Genomic DNA, 19,693 nt, shown 5'->3' on the forward strand with positions numbered 1-19,693 from the left:
GAAGATCACCCGTTCTACTGGATCTCCGTTCTCATGTCCCAGGTTCGGCCGAACACCTTGACTCGACCGCCAGCCGTCTTAACTTCCCGGCATTGGCGTTAGCGGCCTCTCACCCGCACCTCCGCCAGGGCGAGCGGGTCGGTGCCGGAGGAGAGCTGGATGCGCACGTGCCGGCCGGTGGCGCCGGCGGGCAGTTTGACCGTGCTGGGCCGGCCGGCCTGTTCCTGCACGTGCACGGCGGTCACGCCCGGCGTCGTGCGGGCCGCCTCCAGGCCGTCGGCGGTGATCGGCTGCTCGGAGGACATCACCCAGTAGTCCCGCAACCGTTCGGCGCAGCAGTCGGTGCGGTTCCAGATCTCCACGCTGTCCAGGCTGGCCGAGGCCCCCAGATCGACCTGCCACCAGGCTTCCCTGGCCGGTTCCTGGGTGTGGGTGACCGAGCCGTTCCAGAAGCCGCCGTCGGTGTTGCCGTCCACGGCCCGCGCGGCCGGGGCGTCGTAGCCGGTGCTCTGCTGGGTGGCCGGCTTGCCCTGGGCCAGGTTCGGCAGCACCACCGAGACGGGGAGCCGGTACGCCGCGCGCAGCCGTCCGGACTTGAGCGTCGCCTGGATCCCGAGCGCGGCGGGCTCGGCCCCGGACGGCACGGTCACGGTGACGGGCACCTCGGTGCTCGCCCCGGCGGCCAGGTGGCCGATCCGGGTGCTGGCCGGGGTCACCGTCCAGCCGTCGGGCGCGGCGAGGGTCAGCGAGGCCGCGCGCAGCGGCGCGGAGCCGGGGTTGGTGACGGTCACCTTGCCGGTGAGGGTCTCACCGGCCTGCGCCTGCTCGGGCAGGTCGGTGCCGAAGCGCGGCAGGGCCGTCACACCGGGCGTCTCGATCTTGAACGAGTAGGCGTACTGCCCGGTCTCGGCGGGCGTGGTGACGACCACCCGGCCCTGCTCGTCGCGCTGCCACGGCAGCGGGCCGGCGTCGGAGCCGAGCAGCGTGATCCGCGTCCCGGGGCCCGCCGGCACGTCCGCGCCCAGCGTGAGCCGCTCGCCCGGCCACTTCAGCGCCGTCGCGTAGAGGACGCCGTCCTTGACGGTGTACCGGACGTCGTCCGGGCCGCCCTTCTCCTCGGCGCGCGTCCAGTACGTGGTGCCGTACATGGCCTCGCCGTTGACCTTCAGCCAGGAGCCCATGTCCAGCAGCCGTTCCCGCTGCACGTCGGGGATGGTGCCGTCGGCCTTCGGGCCCACGTCCAGCAGCAGGTTGCCGTTCTTGCTGACGATGTCCACGAAGGAGTCCACGAGCTGGTCGGAGGTCAGGTAGTCCTCGATGGGCTCGTTCTGGTTGTAGCCGTAGGAGTGCGCGATGCCGCGGCTGGCCTCCCACTTGACGGGGTCGATGTCCGGCTTGACGGAGTACTCGGGCGTCTGGAAGTCCAGCTCGTGGCTCTCCAGCGCGCCGCTCTCGATCTTGCACCGGTTGGCGACCGCGACCTCCTTGCCCTTCTTCGCCGCCTTGTTGTAGTAGTCGGCGATCACCCCCGCGGTCTGCCACTGGGCGGCCGAGCGGTCCCACTGGCCGTCGCACCACAGGATGTCGGGGTCGTAGCCGTCGATCAGCTCGCGCATCTGCGGGAGCATGTAGTCCTTGACGTAGTCGCCGCTCTGCGGAGCCCCGGTGTAGGGCACCGGCTGGCCGGTGTACGGGTTGGTCGCCGGGTGGCCGGTGAACAGCGGGTTGTACCACTCCATGAGCGAGTAGTAGAAGCCCGCGCGCAGCTTCCCGTCGGCGCGGGCCGCGGTGAACAGCTCCTTGGCCAGGTCACGCTTCGGGCCCATCGCCATGGTGTCGCGCTCGCTCACCTTGCTGTCCCACAGGGCGACGCCCTCGTGGTGCTTGGAGGTGAGGACGAAGTACTTGGCCCCGGCGTCGTTGAAGAGCTTGACCCAGTCGGCGGCGTCGAACTTCTCGGCCTTCCACTGCTCGGCGAAGCGGTCGTAGGCGAAGTCCGGCCCGTAGGTGTCCCGGTGGTAGCTGTTGGTCGCGTTCCCGGGGGAGTTCATGTAGTACCAGTACCACTCGGCGTAACTGCCGCGCGGGCCCCAGGCCGGGACGGAGTACGCCCCCCAATGGAGGAAGATGCCGAACTTGTCGTTGTTGAACCACTTAGGGGTCGGGTGACTGTTCAGGGATTCGACGGTCGGCTCGTAGGGGCCGTCCGTGGCGGCCTGAGCAGGAGCGGGAAGACATCCGATGATACTGAGCATGGAGACGGCGAGAAGTCGACGTAAGCGGGCCATGTCCACTCCAAAGCGGTGAAGAGATTGGAGGAAAGGTAGCCCGATCTTTGATCTCTCGGCAAGAGCTGCGCGGAGATTCATCCGATGTCTGCTCGGGGAGGCGCAGCTGTCAGAAGTAGTCCGCCGGCCAGTGAGCGGCGTTCTCCGCGCCCACCACGGGGCCCGGGTCGCCCAGGATCGCGCGGGCCATCCCCGTGCGGTCCCGCTCCCGGACGACGCTCGCGAACAGGTGCGGCAGAGCCGGCTCGTCCCAGGTCAGCCTGGCCCTGCCGGTACGGACGCCCCGGACCGCCGCCTCGGCGGCCAGCGCGGAGAGCACCCCGGGCAGGTCCCCGGCCACCTCCAGCACGTCGAGGACGCCGCCGTCCCAGCGCACGGCGGCGTACCCGGCGTCCCCGGCCAGCAGCTCGACCGGGTCGCCGTACCAGATCGGCAGCCGGTCCCGCCAGTGCGCCTCGTCGCGCACGGCGGTCAGCGGACGCCGCGCGTTGTGCCGCTCGTACACCTCCCGCAGCACCGCCGCCTCGCCGGCGGGGATCCTGCGCAGCCCCCGCCCGGCCGGGCCGGTCCGGCGCAACGGGCCGGACACCGTCCGCAGCTCGAAGCCGGTCCAGTCCTTGTAGACCCCCGGCGTGCCGGTGAACAGCAACGACCAGGCGCAGCCGTCGGCCGCCATCGCCTCGGCCGCCAGCGCCAGCAGCCGCCGGACGTGCCCGCGCCCGCGGACCGACGGATGGGCGGCGACGTTGGCCACGCCCCCTATCCGTACCTCGCCGCCCAGGCCGTCGTGCAGCCGGCGCGGCAGGTAGTACACGCAGGCCGACACGTCGCCGGTCACGAACGTCCGGCCGTACCGGCCGGGGTCGGTCTCGTACAGGGGCACCACGTGCGGGGCGTCGAAGCAGGCGGCCCACAGCGCGTAGAGCGCCTCCCGGTCGCCCGGACAGGCGGTGCGCAGGGACGTCATCCCATCCTCCCCAGCAGCTCCGGCGTCACCTCGTGCGCCAGCGGGAGGCCGCCGGCGTACCGGGCGATCTCCTCGACCACCACCCGGCCCTGACGGGCCCGCCCCGAATCGGTGCCGGCCGCCTGGTGCGGGGTGAGCAGCACGTTCGGCAGCGCGCGGAACGGGTGCCCGACCGGCAGCGGCTCCTCGTCGAAGACGTCGATCGCCGCGTCCAGCCGTCCCGGACGCAGCTCGGCCAGCAGGGCGGCCTCGTCCACCAGCCACGACCTGGCGGTGTTGACCAGCCCGGCGCCGTCGGGCATCAGCGCCAGCTCCCGCGCCCCGAGCAGGTGGCGCGTCTCCGGCAGCGCCGGGGCGTGCACGGCCACGATCCGGCTGGTGGACAGCAGCTCGTCCAGCTCCACGGCGCCCTCGTGGTACGGGTCGGCGACAGCGACCTCGGCGCCGAGCGCGCGGACGAGGTCGAGGTAGGCCCGGCCGGTCCTGGAGGCGCCGATGACGCCGATCGGGCAGCCGAGGATCTCCCGCCTGGCCGGCGCCCGCTCGGCCGCCTCCCACGGCCGGCCGCCGCGCAGGGCGTGGTCGAAGCGGTGCACCTGGTGCAGCAGCGCCAGCGTGAACGTCAGCGCCACCTCGGCCACCGACCGGGCCATGGCCGCGCCCGCCTGCGTCACCCGGACGCCCCGCGCCCACAGCTCGCCGGTGACGAACGGCTTGACCGTCGCTCCGGTGTGCGCGACCAGCCGCAGCCCCGGCGCCCGGTCGAGCAGCTCGGCGGTCAGCGGCGGCACCCCCCAGGAGGTCACCAGAACCTCGGTGCCGGGCAGCGCCTCGGGCAGCGCGCGGTGGTCGTCGAGCAGCCGCACGTCCCCCAGGGCCAGCAGGGCGGCGGGGTCGGGGAAGAACTGCGCGCGCAGCGGCGGCGGCACGCTGACCAGGACGCGCACGGCGGAGTCAGCCGAGCCAGGCATCGCGGTGCTCCGCCACGAAGTCGTCGTCGGTCAGCCACGGGTAGGCGGCGCTGACCCGGGTCAGCTCCTCGGCCTGGCCGGGGGAGAGGCCCTCGTCCGGGTCGAGGCACCAGGTGCCGGCCAGCAGGCCCTGTCTGCGCAGCACCTCGTGCACGCCGGCGATGCAGCCGGCGAAGGCGTTTGCGCTGTCGAAGACGGCGGCGTTGGCGTCGGTGAGCGCCGTGGCCCGGCCCCACCACCGCGCCGGGTCGTCGCGCAGACCGTCGACCATCTCCACCGCCGCCCGCGTCCACACCGCCCACTGGCCGAGCAGGCCGCCGGCGAAGCGCAGGCCGCCGGGCAGCTCGGCCAGCAGGTCGCCGATGATGTGGTCGTCGTTGCCCGTGTAGAGGGCGACCTGGTCGGCCCGGTCGGAGGCGGCCACGCCGTGCGCCACGTCCAGCGAGCGGTAGCGGTCGAACGCCGCCACCTTCACCGCGACCGTGGAGGGCTGGTCGGCCAGGGCCCGCCAGAAGCCGCGCGACAACACCGGCCCGCCGATCGCCGCCTGGAGGTAGAAGCCGACGACCGGCAGCACCTCGCCCACGGCCCGCGCCCGCGCCAGCAGGTCGTCCTCGGACGCGCCGGGCACGACGGGCGAGAGCAGCACGGCGTCGTACCCGAGCGAGGCGGCCAGCTCGGCCTCGGCCACCGCCTGCGCGGTCGGTCCGCACGCCCCGGCGACCAGCACCGGCCGCTCCCGGGCGGACTCCCGGGCGACGTCGGCGGCCAGCCGGAGGACCGGCTCCAGCAGCCCGGCCCCGCGGATCTCGAACTGGGTCGTGTGCACGCCCACGGCCAGGCCGCCGGCCCCCGCCGCCAGGTAGTACCGGGTGAGCGCGGCCTGGCGGCGCTCGTCCAGCGTCCGGTCCGCGGTGAGCGCCAGCGGGTGGGCGGGGATGACGGTCCCCGCCCGCAGGCGCGACAGCGCGGGGTTCGGCGTGGGCATCAGAATCTCCCGTCTCGTACGGCGAACTTGGTGGGCTTGCCCGACGTCGGCAGCCCGGCGGCCAGCCAGTCGGCCTGCCAGTCGACCAGCGTGCCCAGCGGCACGTTGGGGTAGCCGAACAGGCGGTGGCACAGCGTGGCGTCGTTCAGCAGCGCCGTCGCGGCCTCCGCGCCCTCGAAGGACACCGGCGTGCCGAGGCGCGCGCCGAAGGCGGCGGCCACCCGGCGCACCGAGGCGGTCTCGGGGCCGGTCAGGTTCAGCGTGAACGGCGTGCCCGCCGTCGCGTGGGCCAGCGAGCGCAGCACGACCTCGTTGGCGTAGCCCTGCCAGACCACGTTGACGTGCCCGGTCGTCACGTCCACCGGAGCGCCGGACAGCACCCGCTGCCCGATGTCGGCCAGCACGCCGTACCGCAGGTCCACGGCGTAGTTGAGGCGGACGATCGTCACCGCCGTGCCGCGGGCGGCGGCCGCGTGCTCGAAGACGCGCTCGCGGCCGAGGCAGCTCATCGCGTACTCGCCCACCGGCCCGACCGGGTCGCCCTCGACGCTGCCGCCGGACGACAGCGGCACCAGCGGGTAGACGTTGCCCGTGGACAGCGCGGCGACGCGCGCACCGCCGTACCGCTCGGCGACGCGGGCGGGCAGGGCCGCGTTGACGACCCAGGCCAGGTACGGCGCGGCGGACGTGCCGAACTTCGCCCCGACCATGAAGACCACGTCCGCGGCGTCGGGCAGCGTGCCCAGGTCGCCGTCGAGCAGGTCGAAGGGGACGACGTCCACGCCGTGCGCGGCGAGGGCGCCGGCCGCCGCGCGGTCGGACCACCGGGAGACGGCGAAGACGCGGTCGGCGTCGCGACCGGCGGCGTCCAGGCCGCGCCGGGCCAGGCGGCACAACGTGGGCCCCATCTTGCCCCCGGCGCCCAGCACGACCAGGTCGCCGGAGCCGGCGGCGAGGTCGGCGACGAGCGACTCGGACGGACGGGTGAGGTGCTCTTCCAGATCGTCGACGGAGGTGAACATCAACCCTTGATCCCCGACATCGTGACTCCTTCGGTGAAATAACGCTGGCCGACCAGGTAGGCGGCGAAGATCGGTACGAACGCGACCGTGGCCCCGGCCAGCACGACGCTGAGCGGGACGTTCTCCGTCTGCAGGGAGGCGATGCCCACGGTCAGGGTGCGCATGTCGGCGCCGCCGCCGATGATGAGCGGCCAGAGCAGGTCGTTCCAGTGCCACAGGAAGACGAAGACGCCCAGCGTGGCCAGGATCGGCTTGCACAACGGCAGGACGATCCTGATGAAGATCCGCCATTCGGAGGCGCCGTCGAGCCGGGCCGCCTCGAACAGCTCGTCCGGCAGGCCCATGATGAACTGCCGCATGAGGAAGACCGCCTGCGCGTTGGCGAGCGTCGGCAGGATCAGCCCCCAGTACGTGTCCACCCCGCCCAGCTCGGCGATGAGCATGAAGGTCGGGATGAGCGTCACGTGGTAGGGCACCATGACCATGGCCAGGAACGACCAGAACATGGGCTCGCGGCCGGGGAACCGTTTCTTGGCGAAGGCGTATCCGGCCAGCGAGGCCAGCAGCAGCACGGCCACCACGCTGACCACGGAGTAGATGAGCGTGTTGACCGTCCAGGTGACCAGGTCGCGGCCGCCCAGCACCTCGCCGTAGGCGCTGAAGTCGACCGGCCAGGGCAGCATGCTCTCCGGGAACGTCACGGCCGTGCCCGGCTTCAGCGACAGCACGACCATCGCGTAGAACGGGAACAACGTGACCGGCGTGGCGACGGCCAGCAGGACGAACCTGGCCACCTTGCCGCCCCTGGTCGGCTCCAGCGCCTTGTACGGGCGGTATGTCGTCACTTCGACCTCCCGATCACCAGGCGCTGGACCAGCGCGACCACGAGGGTCATGACGAACAGCGCGACGCCGATGGCGCTGGCGTAGCCGAAGTCGAAGTTCTTGAACGCCTGCTCGTACAGGGCCATGACCAGCGTGAAGCTGCCGTGCGCCGGGCCGCCGCCGGTCATCACGTAGACCAGGTCGAACACCTGGAAGGAGTTCGTCGTCTCGATCACGGCGACGAAGAACAGCGCCGGGCGCAGCTGCGGCGCCACGATGTAGCGGAACCGCTGCCAGGTGGAGGCGCCGTCGGTGAGCGCGGCCTCCTCCAGCTCCCGCGGCAGGTCCTGCAGCCGGGCCAGGACGATCAGCATGCCGTACCCGAACCTGGACCAGACCGAGACGATCACCAGGGCCGGGATGACCAGCGTGGTGGAGGCCAGCCAGGACTGTCCGGTGAGCTTGGTGATCGGCCCCTCGGAGGAGAACAGCCAGGTGAAGACCGTCCCGGCCAGGACCAGGCTGGTGACGACGGGCAGGAAGAAGACCGAGCGGAAGAAGGCCGCCCCGCGGAAGGCGCGGCGCACCAGCAGCGCCATGCCCACCGAGGCGGCCATCGACGCCGGCACGTACAGGATCGTGTAGATCAGCGTGATGCGCAGCGACTCCCAGAAGACGGGGTCGGCGGCCATCCGCCGGTAGTTGTCCACGCCGGTCCACTCCGGGCTGGCGCCGATGGAGGAGTCGAAGAACCCCAGCAGCACCCCGGCGACGGACGGGCCGAACCGGAACAGCAGGAAGAGCAGGAGGCACGGCAGGACGAACAGCAGTCCGGTCCGCGCCTCCCACCGCCTGACGTCGATCGCCGCCATCAGCCACCCAGCAGCGCGTCCGCGGCCTTGGCCGCGTCGGCGAGCGCCTGCTCGGGCGTCTTCTTGCCGATCAGCGCGGCCTGGATCTCGGGAGCCAGGACGCCCATCACGTCACGCGCCTTCTCGTGCAGCGGCCCGGCCGTGGTCAGGTCGAGCGCCTTCTCCACCTCGGCCTGCACCGGGTCGGCCGCGTACAGCGAGCCGGTGGACTTGCGCGGGGAGAAGTAGCCCGAGGCCAGGTCGTAGGCCTTGCTCGGGGCGGCGCCGGTGGCGAAGCCGATCCACTTGCCCGCCGCCTCCTTGTGGTCGGACGCCTTGAGCAGGGCCAGCGAGCCGACCGTGCCGTAGGCGACCTGCTTGGCGTCGGTCAGCGGCGGCAGGACCTTGATGTTCTCCTTGCCCCAGAACGACTCGACGTCGGCGGGCAGCTGCTGCCAGGTGCAGGCCACCTTGTTCTGCGCGGTCCTGGTCTGCTCGAACTTGGGCAGCCCGGTCAGCAGGTCCTTCTCCACGTAGCCGCCGTCGGCCAGCTTCTTCAGGAAGGTCAGCGCCTTGACGCCCTCGGCGCCGCCGAAGGCCGCCGACTTGCCGTCGGGGCTGAACACGTCGCCGCCCGCCTGCCACAGCAGCGGGTAGAACGACTGGTTGAGGGTGGCGGCGGGGTCGGCCCAGTAGTTGGTGACGTCGACGTCCTTGGCCTTGAACTTCGGGGCCAGGGCGAGCACGTCGTCCCAGGTCTTGGGGAACTCGGTGACGCCGGCGGCGTCGAACGCCTTCTGGTTGCAGACCAGCGGGTTGGCCGACATGAGGATCGGCGCGCCCATGACCTTGCCGTCGATGGTGACCGACTTCAGGGCGTTGTCCCGGTAGTCGGCCTTGTCGGCGAGGTAGGCGTCCACCGGCTCCAGCGTCCTGGCGTACTTGGGGAGCTGGTCGGGGATGAGGTAGACCACGTCGGGCGCCTTGTTGCCGGCGATCGCCGTGGACAGCGCCTCGTCGCGCTTGGCCCACGGGTAGATCTCGACCTTGACGTCGATGTTCGGGTTGGCCGCCTCGAACGCCTTGGTCTGCTCGTCCCAGAACGCCTGGTGCTTGGGCTGGTCGGCGATGTTCGGGTAGATCCACATGGTCACGGTCTGCTTCTCGTCGCCTCCGGAGCCGCCGCCGCAGGCGGTCAGCGTGCCGAGGGCGGCCGCAGCGGCGGCCAGCGCGCGCAGTCGCATGATGGTTCCTTCCTAGAATGCGGGCACGGTGACGACCGTGCCGCTGTGCCGGGCCTTCTCGGCGGCGAAGACCGCGAGGTGGCTGTGGAGCGACTCGGTGGGGCCCGAGCGCACGTGTGCGGGGTCGCCGGTGGCCAGCGCGGTGACGAAGGCGTCCATCACGCCGTCGTCGCCGCCGCCGTGGCCGTCGCCGGCGTTCGAGCCGGTCTCGGCGACGCTGCGCCGGCTGCTGCGGCCGTCGCGGAAGTCGAGGACCTCGACCGACTCGCCGTCGCCGATCAGCCGCCCGTGGGTGCCGAAGATCCTGGTCTGGCGGTGGGTCTGCTCGGTGAAGGCGGTCATGGTGAAGGTCGCGGTCGCGCCGCCGGTCAGCTGCATGGCGAGCACCTGGTGGTCGACCACGTCGTTGTCGCAGGCGTAGACGCACCTGCCGTACGGGCCGGTGCGCAGGGCGTCCATGACCTGCTCCTCGTTCTCGCCGAGGACGCTGGTCGGCCAGTCGTAGCCGCGGTCCAGGTACAGCCGGGGAGCCGAGTACGGGCACCGGGGCTCCAGGACGCAGTCGAGGCAGCGGTCGGCGGCCTGCTCCGGGCGCCGCTCGGGCCTGAAGTGGCCGAGCGAGCCGAAGCTGGCGACCTGCTCGATCCTGAGCCCGGTGACGTAGGTCAGCCAGTCGAGGTCGTGGGAGGACTTGGCCAGCAGCATCGGGCTGGCCAGGCGCTCGCTGCGCCAGGGGCCGCGCACGTAGGAGTGGGCCTGGTGCCACCAGCCGACCGGCTCCAGGTGCTCGACGCTCATGACCTCGCCGAGCACGCCGCTGTCCACGGTCTCCTTCACCAGCGCGGTGTAGGGCGTGTAGCGCAGCACGTGGCAGACGGCGAGCAGCACGCCGGTCTCGCCGACGGCCGAGACGATCTCGCGGCACTCCTCCTCGGTCGGCGCCATGGGCTTCTCGACGAGCAGCGCGTAGCCCGCCCGCGCCAGGGCGATGGCGGGCTCGACGTGCAGGCGGTCCTGGGTGGCCAGGACGACGGCGTCGGCCACCCGCTCGCGCAGCAGGTCGCGCCAGTCGCCGAACTCGCGCACGCCGGGGCCGGCCAGCCTGGCCCGGCGGGCGGGGTCGGGGTCGGCCACGGCGACCAGCTCCGCGCGATCGGGGTGCGCGGCGATCCAGGAGGCGTAGGTCTGCCCCCGGTTGCCCGCTCCCGCGACCGCCAGCGTTATTTTTCGCACCTAAATCACCAGATTTCCTGATGTAAGGACCTTCGGGCCGTCAGCCGGCAGCTCCCTGGCGACGCCCTCCTCGACGTTGCCCGTGTGCTGGACCACCTCGAAGGCCTTGATCGACAGGCGGCCGCCGCCGAACTGGCAGCCGGTCGCCGCGTAGCGGTTCCGGCCGGCGTCGAGCTGGACGTGGGCTCCGGCGTTCTGGCTGCGGACCCCGGCCAGCTGCCAGGAGACCAGCCCGGCGGCCTCCACCCGCGACAGCCCGGCCTCGGCCAGCTCGGTGCCGCCGTCGAGGCGGATGCGCTGGTCGGCCTTGCCGGCGGCGGCCAGGCCCACGTTCTTCACCGTGCAGCCGGTCAGCGCCACCGAACCGGCCAGGACCAGCGGGGCCGCGCCCTCGGCGCCGTTCAGCGTCGAGCCGGACAGGCGCAGGTCCGCGCCGTTGAAGGCGTTGCCGTTCAGGCCGTGGAAGGTGGTGCGGCTGACGTGCAGCGGCGCGGTCACGTTCGCCTGGACGATCTCGCTCTTGGCCGGGACGTTGAAGACGCAGCCCTCGATGATGTTGGGCCGCCGCGACACCTTCGACTGCTGGGAGACGATCAGCGTGTGGCTGGCCGAGCAGCCGCGCATCTGCACGCCGTCGGCGTTGACCCAGATCATGCCCGAGCCCTCCAGCGACGGCTTGCCGATGACCTGGAGGTCCTCCAGCGTCAGGTCGGTGACCTTCACCCGGGCCACGAACCACGAGCAGACGTGCTTGCGCACCGTGATGCGCTTGGCCGCCGAGCCCCAGGCCGCGCCGGAGTTGGCGAAGGTCATCAGGCCGGAGTTGCCGGTGTAGGTCAGGTCGTGCTCGTACTGGCCGTGGGTGACGAACGGGCCCTGGTCGTCGCCGTCGCCGTGGCAGTTCTCCACGTAGCAGTAGGCGCTGGCGGTGAAGTCGTTCAGGTGCCGGGCGTTGGCCGTGTGGCAGTCGCGGACGTGGCCGTACAGGCAGTAGATCTGCTGGGTCAGGTAGCCCGCCCCGCCCCAGGTCACGCTGGCGGGGTTCTTCAGCGTGCAGCGTTCGGTGCGGAAGTGGGTGGCCCAGCGCCGCATGATCAGCGGCCAGAACGTGCCCGTGCCGTGGATGCCCTCGACGTCGCAGTGGACGGCGTACTCGTAGGCCAGCGGGTGCGAGCCGGTGTACTGGTCGCCGTCCGCGACGCCCTCGAAGCGCAGGTTGCGCACGTGCACGCGCTCGACCGGCTCGACCAGGGTCCAGGTGATCGTGCGGCCGGCGGCCAGCTCCCAGCCGTTCTTGTAGTTGACCCGGATGTGCGTGCCGTCGACGATCTGGGTGACCTCGACCAGCTTCTGCAGCTCGCGCTCCCAGCGGCCGGACAGCGCGTTGACCTCGGCGCTCCACCACTGCCCGACCTTGAAGGCGGCGGAGTCGGCGACCTCGAAGACGTCCGACAGGTCGGGCACCGGGGCGCTCAGCTTGTGGCTGACCGTGGTGGCGGTGACCTTGCCGCGGAAGAACATCACCGCCGCGAACGGGTCGTCCTGGCCCGCCTTCTCGATGCCGGCGGTGCGCATCGTGTGGCCGCCGAAGTCGAGCACCAGGTCCGAGCGCTGGAACTTGTGGCGCTTGACGAAGTTGAGGTCGGTGTGGGCCTCGATCCTGGAGACGGCGGGGTCGCCGACCATGGCCTCCAGGGCGTCGTCGGCGGGGGTCTTGTCGTCGAAGACGCCGAAGGCGCGGAAGTCGAGGCAGCCGTCGTGCAGCTGGATCCAGCGGCCCTTGGGCGCGGAGCCGAGCACGGTGCCGCCGTTGGCGGGCGCGGTGGCGGCCGCGTCCCAGCGGACGAGCTTGCCGCCGCCGTCGCCCGGCTTGAGATAGCCCGCGACCTGCGCCAGCGTGCCGTCCGCCAGTTTGGCGGCCTCGAAGGCGAGCAGCTCGGCCACGGTGGCGACCGCCTGCACCTCGTCCTTGGGCTTCTTGTCCGGCTCGGCGAGCGCGGGCTTGGCCATCAGGACGGTGCCGACAGCCGCTAAACCGGTGACGCGCAGGATGTCACGACGTTCCATGGGGGTGGTTCCTTACAGTGCGAGGGTGTCGGCGATGAGGACGCGGGGGCCGGCGGGCGGGAAGGCGCGCTCGACGCCCTCCTCGGTGCAGCCGGTGTGCACCAGGACGGTGGTGGCGGTCAGGTCGAGCCGGCCGCCGGTGAACCGGGAGCCGGTGGCGCGCCAGCGGTTGTCGCCGGTGGCCGGCTCGACGCGGGTGCCGGTGGCCGTGCAGGCGGCCAGTTCCCAGGTCAGGACGCCCGGACCGGCGGCCCGGCCGAGCGCGGCGTTCTCCAGCGTGACGCCCTCCAGGCGCAGCCGCTGGTCGCGCACGGCGCTCAGCTCGACGCGCACGCCGTCGAGCCGGCCGCCGCTGATCACGACGTCGGCCGAGCCCACCGAGACCTTGCCCGATCCGCTCAGGACGCAGCCGGTGAAGCGAAGGGGGCCGGAGCCGCGCAGGGTGGCGCCGTCGAGACCGGTGATGGCGCACTCCTTGAAGTGCAGCGCGTTGCTCACCGGCGTCTGCACCAGCACCTGGTCCTTCGGCAGCTCGAAGGAGCAGCCCTCGATGACGTTGGGCCGGCCGGAGCGGCTGGACCGCTGGCCGATCGCCACCGTCTTGGCCGAGCAGCCGCGCATGTGCAGGCCGTCGGCGTTCACCTGGAGCGTTCCCGCCGGGTCGAACGTCGAGCGCGGGATCACCCGGACGTCCTCCAGCGTCAGGTCGGTGATCTTGGTTCCGGCGACGAACCACGAGCACAGGTGCTTGCGCACGGTGATGCGCTTGGCGCTGGTGCCCCAGAGCGCGCCGCTGTTGGCGATGTCCATGAGGCCGGAGTTGCCGGTGAAGACCAGGTCGTGCTCGTACTGGCCGTGGGTGGTGAAGGGGTTGCCGCCCTCGTCGTCGCCGTCGCCGTGGCAGTTCTCGACCGTGCAGTAGGCGCTGGCGGTGAAGTCGTTGAGATGGCGGACGTTGGAGGTGGTGCAGTCGGCGACGTGGCCGTACAGGCAGTAGATCTGCTGGGTCAGGTAGCCGGCTCCGCCGTACATGACGGTCGGGGGGTTCTTCAGGCTGCAGCGCTCGGTGCGGAAGTGGGTGCACCAGCGTCGCATGATCACCGGCCAGAAGCTGCCGGTGGCGTGCACGTCCTCGACGTCGCAGTGGACGGCGTACTCGTAGGCGATCGGGTGCGAGCCGGTGTACTCGTCGCCGCCCGGGGCCGCCTCGAAGCGCAGGTCGCGCACGTGCACGCGCTCGACCGGCCGGACCAGCGTCCAGGTCAGCGTACGGCCGGCGGCCAGCTCCCAGCCGTTCTTGTAGTTGACCCGGACGTGCCGGCCGTCGACGACCTGGGTGATCTGGACCAGGCGCTGGAGCTCGCGTTCGTACGTGCCGGCCAGCGCGTCGACCTGCACGGCCCACCACTGGCCGACCTGGAACTGCCGGGAGTCGACCTCGAAGACGTCGGCCAGGTCGGGGAGCGTGGCCGTGAGCGTGCCGGTGACGGTGGTCCCGGTCCGCTCGCCCTGGAAGAACAGGACCGCGCCGAAGGGGTTGTCGTGGGAGTTCTTCTCGATGCCGGCGGTGGTCATGGTGTGGCCGCCGAAGTCGAGCACCAGGCCGGAGCGCTGGAACTTGTGGCGCTTGACGAAGTTGAGGTCGGTGTGGGCCTCGATCCTGGAGACGGCGGGGTCGCCGACCATGGCCTCCAGGGCGTCGTCGGCGGGGGTCTTGTCGTCGAAGACGCCGAAGGCGCGGAAGTCGAGGCAGCCGTCGTGCAGCTGGATCCAGCGGCCCTTGGGCGCGGAGCCCAGCACGGTGCCGCCGTTGGCGGGCGCGGTGGCGGCCGCGTCCCAGCGGACGAGCTTGCCACCGCCGTCACCGGCGCGGTGATAGCCCGCGACACGCAGCAGCGTGCCGTCGGCGAGTCGGGAGGCGTCGAGCGCGAGAAGGCGCGCGACGTCGGCTACATGGTTCATGGGGGGAGGCCTTCGGGAGCGGGGTGATGGGAAGGCCGGGCGACGTGCGAAGGCGGGCAGGCGGCGGTGCTGCGGCCAGACGTCCGGCGCCGGGGGCCGCGGCGCTCGGAGTCGGATCTTCGCCCGAAACGATTGGCGAGGACGCTAGACAGTGGATGAGGCATCTGTCAAGCCGTCACGTGGCATGCCCGAGATGCTGGGAGATCATCGCCGCCGTCTCTCTCACCTCCCGGCCGAGCTCCTGGTAGCGCCAGGCGGGCAGGTCGCGCTTGAGCGAGGTGATGCTGATCGCGCCGACGCAGGCGCCGGTGTGGTCGCGCAGCGCGCTGCCGATGCAGAAGATGCCGTCGGCGTCCTCCTCGTCGTCGACCGCGTAGCCGAGTTCCCTGACCGTCTTCAGGTGGGCCAGCAGCAACGGCAGCTCGGTGATCGTGTTGCCGGTGCGGCGCGGCAGGCCGACGTGGCCGACGACCCTGGCGACCTCCTCGTCGTCCATCTCGGCCAGCAGCGCCTTGCCCAGCCCGGTGCAGTGGGGCAGTTCCCTGGTGCCCATCCGCAGGTCGACCTGGATGCGCTCGCCGTTGCTCACCTGGTCGACGACGACCGCCTGGCCGGCCTCGGGCACCGCGAGCCTGGAGTTCATCCCGGTGCGTTCGGTGAGCGCGACCAGCGCGGGGCGGGCCACGTCGCGCAGCGAGAGCTGCTCCTGGGCCCTGGCGCCCAGCCTGGACAGCGCCATGCCCAGCCGGTAGCGGCGGTTCATGCCCTCGCCGTCGTCGGCGACCAGGCTGTAGCCGCGCAGCGTGTAGAGGGTGGCGAAGGCGGCGCTCTTGCTCAGCCCGCAGGCCGCGGCGACCTCGGTCACGCTCATGCCGCCACCCGGCCCCACGCGGGACAGGACCTCCAGCACCTCGGCGGCGCGGGCGACGCTGCGGACCCAATATCGCGATTCCTCAGCAGCAGTGTTCGTCACAGCCGAACAGCTTAGCGGAATTCACCGTTGACCCCCACCCAATCTCGTGTTTCAATCTCCCTCGTCTGTTCGGTATTGCCAAACACTGTTCGGAATTTGTGGCGGACGATCAGCGCTTCCCAGGCCGGGCCGGGCCGGGAGGCGCGTCGGAGGAGAGAGATTTGAAGCACCTAGCCGAGCGCGCACGCCAGGTCATCCCCGGCGGCGTGAACAGCGGGCAGCGCAGCATTCCCGGGCTCACCGACCTGGTGATCACCCATGCCGCCGGCGCCCGCTTCCGCGACTCGCAAGGACGGGAGTTCGTCGACTACCACGCCGCCTTCGGCCCGCCGCTGCTCGGCCACAACGACCCCGACGTCAGCGCGGCCGTCGCCGAGGCCGGCCGCACGGTGGACCTGTGCGGCGTGGGCGTCACGGCCGGCGAGGTCGAGCTCGCCGAGACGCTGGCAGAGCTCGTGCCGAGCGTGGAGAAGGTGCTCCTGACCAGCACCGGCAGCGAGGCCACCTTCCACGCCCTGCGCGTGGCCAGGGCCGCGACCGGCCGCCGGCTCGTGGTCAAGTTCCAGGGTTGCTACCACGGCTGGCACGACGCGGTCAGCCTCAACGTGATCTCCGCGCCGGAGAAGGTCGGCACCCACGACCCGATCTCGACCGGCATCCTGCCCGAGGTGCTGCAGGCCACGCTGGTCCTGCCGTTCAACGACCCCGAGGCGGTACGCCGGGCGTTCGCCGAGCACGGCGACGACATCGCCGCCGTCATCCTGGAGCCGGTGCCGCACAACGTCGGCTGCCTGCTGCCCGAGCAGGAGTTCCTGCAGACGCTGCGCGCCGAGTGCACCAGGGCGGGCAGCGTGCTGATCTTCGACGAGGTCATCACCGGCTTCCGCCACCACCTGGGCGGCTGGCAGGCGATCTGCGGGATCACCCCCGACCTCACCACCATGGGCAAGGCGATCGCGAACGGCTACCCGGTGGGCGCGCTCGGAGGCCGCGCCGATCTCATGGAGCTGTTCAGCTCGCGACCGGGCGGCCCCGCCTTCTTCGCCGGCACCTACAACGGCCACCCCGCCGTCGTGGCGGCCGCCCTGGCCACGCTGCGCAAGCTGCGCGAGGAGCCGGTGCACGAGCACGTCTTCCGCCTCGGCGAGCGGATCAGGACCGGCCTGGCCGAGGTGTTCGCCTCGCTGGACATCCCGGCGCTGGTCAGCGGGTACGGCTCGGTCTTCGTCGGATATTTCATGACCGGACCCGCCCGCACCTACGACGACCTGCTGCGCAATGATGCCAACATGTTCATCGGGTACCGCCGCCGGCTGCTGGAGCACGGCGTCTTCGAGCTGCCACTGAACCTCAAGCGCAGCCACGTCTCCTACGCCCACACCGACGCCGACGCCGACCACCTGCTGGAGGCGGCCGCCACCGCGGCCAGGCTCGCCCGCGGCGACGTGCTCGACCTGACCGACGTCAGCACCATGGGCGGCGCCGATGCTCACCGTTGACACCAGCCGCCCGGCCGGCCCCGCCGGCCGGATCAGCCGCGTCGAGACCCTCTCGCTGGGCACCGCCTGGCGCGACTTCTCCTACGTGCGCATCCACACCGACGAAGGGCTGAGCGGCATCGGCGAGATCACCCACCCCTACCGGGGCCGGGAGACCTGCTCGCTGACCGAGGCCATGGCCCAGCGCCATCTGATCGGGGCCGATCCCTTCGACGTCGAGGAGATCTGGCTGCGGATGTACCAGGGCGACTTCCTGCGCGGCGGCGACGTCGGCGGCATCGTCGTCTCCGGCGTCGACCAGGCGCTCCACGACATCATGGGCAAGGCGCTGGGCGTGCCCGTCTACCGGCTGACCGGCGGCGCCTGCCGCGACCGGGTGCGGGTCTACGCCAACGGCTGGTACACCGGCGAACGCGACCCCCAGGCGTTCGCGGCCAAGGCCAAGGAGGTCGCGGCCCGCGGCTACACCGGGCTGAAGTTCGACCCGTTCGGCGCCGGGCTGGGCGAGTTGTCCCGGGCCGAGCTGCGGCTCTCGGTCGACATCGTCGCGGCGGTCCGCGAGGCCGTGCCCGACCTCGACCTGTTCGTCGAGGGGCACGCCCGGTTCGCGATGCCGACCGCCGTCCGGCTCGTGCGCGAGCTGGAGCCGTTCGACCTCGGCTGGTTCGAGGAGCCGCTGCCGTGGACGCACATCGAGCGCTACGCCGAGCTGCGCGCCCGCGCCGCCATGCCCATCTCCGGCGGCGAGCACTTCCACAACCGCTACGAGTACGCCCGGCTGTTCGCCACCGGCGCGGTGGACATCATCCAGCCCGACCTGTCGATGGCCGGCGGCTTCACCGAGATCAGGAAGCTGGCCGCGCAGGCCGACGTGCACGCCATGCTCGTCGCCCCGCACAACTCCAACTCCCCGCTGTGCACCACGGCCTCCGTGCACGCCGTGCTCGGCATGCCGAACCTGCTGGTCCTGGAGACGTTCGACGGCATGCTGGAGCCGTACGTCTTCGACGCGCTGAAGGGCGTGCTGCCGGTGGTCGACGGTCACGTCGGCCTGCCGGAGCGGCCCGGCCTCGGCGTCGAGCTGGCCGACGAGGTCTTCGCCGAGCACCCGCCGTCCCACCGGTTCTGGAACATGTTCAAGGAGGGCTGGGAGAAGCGTGATCGTTGACGTCCACTCCCACCTGTTCAGCTGCCCGGACGACGTCGGCGACCCGTTCGCGGCCGAGTCCGCCCGCGCGCACGGCGGTCACGTCGACCTGACCGTGCGCTGGGCGGACTACGCCGCCACCTCGCCCGCCGGCACCCGTACCGTCGTGGTGGGCGGCAAGGCCAGGCGGTCGGGCCTGTGGGTGGACGACGCCGCCGTGGCCGCCTACGCCGGCGAGCACCCCGACCGGCTCATCGGCTACCTGTCGCTCGACCCGACCCAGCCCGGCTGGCGCGACGAGCTCGAACACGGCCACCGCGACCTGGGGCTGCGCGGCATCAAGCTCATGCCGATGTACGCCGGTTTCGACCCGGCCGCGCCCGAGCTGGACGACCTGTACGCCTACGCCGCCCGCCACGGCCTGCCGCTGCTGGTGCACACCGGGACCACGTTCGTCTCGGCCGCGCCCCTGCGCTACGCGCTGCCGGTGCACCTGGACGAGGTCGCCATCAGGCACCCCGAGCTGCGCATGGTCCTGGCCCACCTCGGCCACCCGTACGAGGGCGAGTGCATCGCGGTGATCCGCAAGCACCGCCACGTCTACGCCGACGTCTCCGCCCTGCACTACCGCCCCTTCCAGCTCTGGCACAGCCTGCGCCTGGCCCAGGACTACGGGGTGTGGGGCAAGCTGCTGTTCGGCAGCGACTACCCCTTCACCACGGTGGACGCCTCGGTGGCGGGGCTGCGGGCGGTCGGCGCGGTCCCCGGCATCCCCGGTCTGCCGCCCCTGGACCGGGAGGAGATCGAGAAGCTGATCCACCGCCCGTCGCTCGACCTGCTGGGGCTGTCATGACCGAACTGGCCGTGGTCACCGGGGCCGCCAGGGGCCTCGGCCAGGCCATCGCCGCGCGCCTGACGGCCGACGGCTACCGGGTGATCACCGTCGACCGGCCGGGCGCGGGCTGCGCCTACGACTTCGACCTGGCCGACACCGAGGGCCTGGCCGGGCTGGCCGACGCGGTCCGCCGCGACCACGGGCCGATCCACGTCCTGGTCAACAACGCCGGGGTGGCCCGGCTCGAACACTTCAACGAGATCACCGTGGCCGGCTGGCAGGCCGTCATGCGGGTCAACTGCGACGCGCCGTTCTTCCTGGCCCAGCGGGTGGCCGAGCACATGATCGCCGACGGCGTGCGGGGGCGGATCGTCAACGTCTCCTCCAAGAACGGCCTCATGGCCGAAGCCGGGCTGGCCCACTACAACGCCTCCAAGGGCGCCCTGGAGCTGATCACCCGCTCGCTCGCCGCCGAGCTGGGCGCTCATGGCATCACCGTCAACGCCGTGGCGCCCGGCATGATCGCCACTCCGATCGACGGCGACTTCCCCTTCGACCGCGCGGCCTTCGAGGCGGCGTGGGAGGAGCGCATCCCGCTGCGCGGCGGGTACGGCAGGCCGGACGACGTGGCCGGCGCGGTGGCGTACCTGGTCTCGGAGTCGGCCCGCTACGTCACCGGCTCCACCCTGGTCGTGGACGGCGGCGTGCTGGCCGACCAGATGCCGAGGACGCGGTTCATGACGCCGTACCGGAACTCGTTGCGGCCCGGTTCCTGACCTGCGGCGTCGCCGGGGCTCGGGTCAGCCGCCGGGGCTGGGATCA

16 protein-coding genes are annotated in these 19,693 nt (G+C 71.9%); 4 read left to right on the top strand and 12 right to left on the bottom strand.

Annotation, left to right across the window (positions count from 1 at the left end; translation table 11 throughout):
• Window positions 1-98: 98 nt before the first annotated feature.
• The 12 genes from ACWCSD_RS06985 to ACWCSD_RS07040 form a co-directional block, all read right to left on the bottom strand.
• Window positions 99-2,255 carry an alpha-L-fucosidase gene (locus tag ACWCSD_RS06985; RefSeq protein ID WP_449913476.1) on the bottom strand — a complete coding sequence of 719 codons (2,157 nt, stop codon included), beginning with the start codon at window positions 2,253-2,255 and terminating at the stop codon, window positions 99-101.
• A 142-nt stretch (window positions 2,256-2,397) separates the two neighbouring features.
• Window positions 2,398-3,255, bottom strand: a complete 858-nt coding sequence (locus tag ACWCSD_RS06990) for a GNAT family N-acetyltransferase (protein ID WP_449913478.1) — start codon at window positions 3,253-3,255, stop codon at window positions 2,398-2,400.
• Window positions 3,252-4,226, bottom strand: coding sequence for a hydroxyacid dehydrogenase (locus tag ACWCSD_RS06995; RefSeq protein WP_397161906.1), 975 nt, complete (start codon window positions 4,224-4,226; stop codon window positions 3,252-3,254). The genes ACWCSD_RS06990 and ACWCSD_RS06995 overlap by 4 nt, the downstream gene beginning before the upstream one ends.
• A complete protein-coding gene (locus ACWCSD_RS07000; RefSeq protein WP_449913480.1) occupies window positions 4,210-5,214 on the bottom strand; it encodes a dihydrodipicolinate synthase family protein in 1,005 nt (334 codons plus the stop codon). Before ACWCSD_RS07000 ends, ACWCSD_RS06995 begins: the two co-directional genes overlap by 17 nt.
• The gene (locus ACWCSD_RS07005) at window positions 5,214-6,236 is read right to left on the bottom strand and encodes an NAD-dependent epimerase/dehydratase family protein (protein ID WP_449913482.1); all 1,023 of its coding nucleotides are present in this window, start codon (window positions 6,234-6,236) and stop codon (window positions 5,214-5,216) included. The genes ACWCSD_RS07000 and ACWCSD_RS07005 overlap by 1 nt, the downstream gene beginning before the upstream one ends.
• A complete protein-coding gene (locus ACWCSD_RS07010) occupies window positions 6,236-7,081 on the bottom strand; it encodes a carbohydrate ABC transporter permease (RefSeq protein ID WP_358301166.1) in 846 nt (281 codons plus the stop codon). The genes ACWCSD_RS07005 and ACWCSD_RS07010 overlap by 1 nt, the downstream gene beginning before the upstream one ends.
• Window positions 7,078-7,932 (bottom strand): carbohydrate ABC transporter permease, encoded by an 855-nt coding sequence (locus tag ACWCSD_RS07015; protein WP_449913485.1) that lies wholly within the window; start codon window positions 7,930-7,932, stop codon window positions 7,078-7,080. The genes ACWCSD_RS07010 and ACWCSD_RS07015 overlap by 4 nt, the downstream gene beginning before the upstream one ends.
• Window positions 7,932-9,155: an ABC transporter substrate-binding protein gene (locus ACWCSD_RS07020; protein ID WP_352356043.1), complete on the bottom strand. Its 1,224-nt coding sequence runs from the start codon at window positions 9,153-9,155 to the stop codon at window positions 7,932-7,934. Before ACWCSD_RS07020 ends, ACWCSD_RS07015 begins: the two co-directional genes overlap by 1 nt.
• 12 nt (window positions 9,156-9,167) lie before the next feature.
• Complete coding sequence (locus ACWCSD_RS07025; protein WP_397161902.1) at window positions 9,168-10,388, bottom strand: Gfo/Idh/MocA family protein; 1,221 nt, start codon at window positions 10,386-10,388, stop codon at window positions 9,168-9,170.
• Window positions 10,389-12,455 carry a hypothetical protein gene (locus tag ACWCSD_RS07030; RefSeq protein ID WP_449913488.1) on the bottom strand — a complete coding sequence of 689 codons (2,067 nt, stop codon included), beginning with the start codon at window positions 12,453-12,455 and terminating at the stop codon, window positions 10,389-10,391.
• 12 nt (window positions 12,456-12,467) lie between these two features.
• A complete protein-coding gene (locus tag ACWCSD_RS07035; protein WP_449913489.1) occupies window positions 12,468-14,417 on the bottom strand; it encodes a hypothetical protein in 1,950 nt (649 codons plus the stop codon).
• A 175-nt stretch (window positions 14,418-14,592) separates the two neighbouring features.
• Window positions 14,593-15,390, bottom strand: coding sequence for an IclR family transcriptional regulator (locus ACWCSD_RS07040; RefSeq protein ID WP_397161899.1), 798 nt, complete (start codon window positions 15,388-15,390; stop codon window positions 14,593-14,595).
• 161 nt (window positions 15,391-15,551) lie between these two features.
• Here ACWCSD_RS07040 and ACWCSD_RS07045 point away from each other — a divergent pair, with 161 nt between their 5' ends.
• The 4 genes from ACWCSD_RS07045 to ACWCSD_RS07060 are packed head-to-tail and all read left to right on the top strand — an operon-like array spanning window position 15,552 to window position 19,647.
• Complete coding sequence (locus tag ACWCSD_RS07045) at window positions 15,552-16,889, top strand: aspartate aminotransferase family protein (protein WP_449913490.1); 1,338 nt, start codon at window positions 15,552-15,554, stop codon at window positions 16,887-16,889.
• Entirely contained in the window at window positions 16,876-18,057 is a 1,182-nt protein-coding gene (locus ACWCSD_RS07050; protein ID WP_449913491.1) for a mandelate racemase/muconate lactonizing enzyme family protein, read from the top strand. Before ACWCSD_RS07045 ends, ACWCSD_RS07050 begins: the two co-directional genes overlap by 14 nt.
• The gene (locus ACWCSD_RS07055; protein WP_352356029.1) at window positions 18,047-18,889 is read left to right on the top strand and encodes an amidohydrolase family protein; all 843 of its coding nucleotides are present in this window, start codon (window positions 18,047-18,049) and stop codon (window positions 18,887-18,889) included. The genes ACWCSD_RS07050 and ACWCSD_RS07055 overlap by 11 nt, the downstream gene beginning before the upstream one ends.
• Entirely contained in the window at window positions 18,886-19,647 is a 762-nt protein-coding gene (locus ACWCSD_RS07060) for an SDR family NAD(P)-dependent oxidoreductase (RefSeq protein ID WP_397161897.1), read from the top strand. Before ACWCSD_RS07055 ends, ACWCSD_RS07060 begins: the two co-directional genes overlap by 4 nt.
• Window positions 19,648-19,693: the final 46 nt, after the last annotated feature.

The sequence above is a fragment of the Nonomuraea sp. NPDC001684 genome, from assembly GCF_053596515.1.